Origin of the sequence: Pseudomonas sp. A25(2017) (assembly GCF_002001065.1) — a bacterium.
Lineage (GTDB): Bacteria > Pseudomonadota > Gammaproteobacteria > Pseudomonadales > Pseudomonadaceae > Aquipseudomonas > Aquipseudomonas kilonensis.
The window spans coordinates 1-598 of sequence record NZ_MUOA01000018.1; the positions used below are offsets into that span (position 1 = coordinate 1).

Here is a 598-nt window from a genome sequence, read left to right on the forward strand (position 1 = left end):
GTAGCTAGTCTAACCTTCGGGGGGACGGTTACCACGGTGTGATTCATGACTGGGGTGAAGTCGTAACAAGGTAGCCGTAGGGGAACCTGCGGCTGGATCACCTCCTTAATCGACGACCGCAGCTGCTCCATGAGCTCCCACACGAATTGCTTGATTCATTGAAGAAGACGATAGAAGCAGCTTTAAGCTCCAAGCTGATAGCTCACAGCTAACAGTTACAAGCTCGAAATTGGGTCTGTAGCTCAGTTGGTTAGAGCGCACCCCTGATAAGGGTGAGGTCGGCAGTTCGAATCTGCCCAGACCCACCAATTTTGTAATGGGGCCATAGCTCAGCTGGGAGAGCGCCTGCCTTGCACGCAGGAGGTCAGCGGTTCGATCCCGCTTGGCTCCACCATAAACTGCTTCTGAAAGCTTAGAAATGAGCATTCCATCAAAGTGATGGTGAATGTTGATTTCTAGTCTTTTGATTAGATCGTTCTTTAAAAATTTGGGTATGTGATAGAAAGATAGACTGAACGTTACTTTCACTGGTAACGGATCAGGCTAAGGTAAAATTTGTGAGTGGCTCTCAGAGCCAGATCGAATTTTCGGTGAAGAC

The 598-nt window shown here is 48.5% G+C and carries 2 tRNA genes and 1 rRNA gene; all 3 read left to right on the top strand.

Annotated features, from left to right (window positions below):
• Positions 1 to 108 (top strand): 16S ribosomal RNA (locus B0E42_RS00055); the annotation flags it as partial.
• 123 nt (positions 109 to 231) lie between these two features.
• A tRNA-Ile gene (locus B0E42_RS00060) sits at positions 232 to 308 on the top strand.
• Positions 309 to 318: 10 nt separating this feature from the next.
• Positions 319 to 394: transfer RNA gene (locus B0E42_RS00065), tRNA-Ala, on the top strand.
• Positions 395 to 598 lie beyond the last annotated feature (204 nt).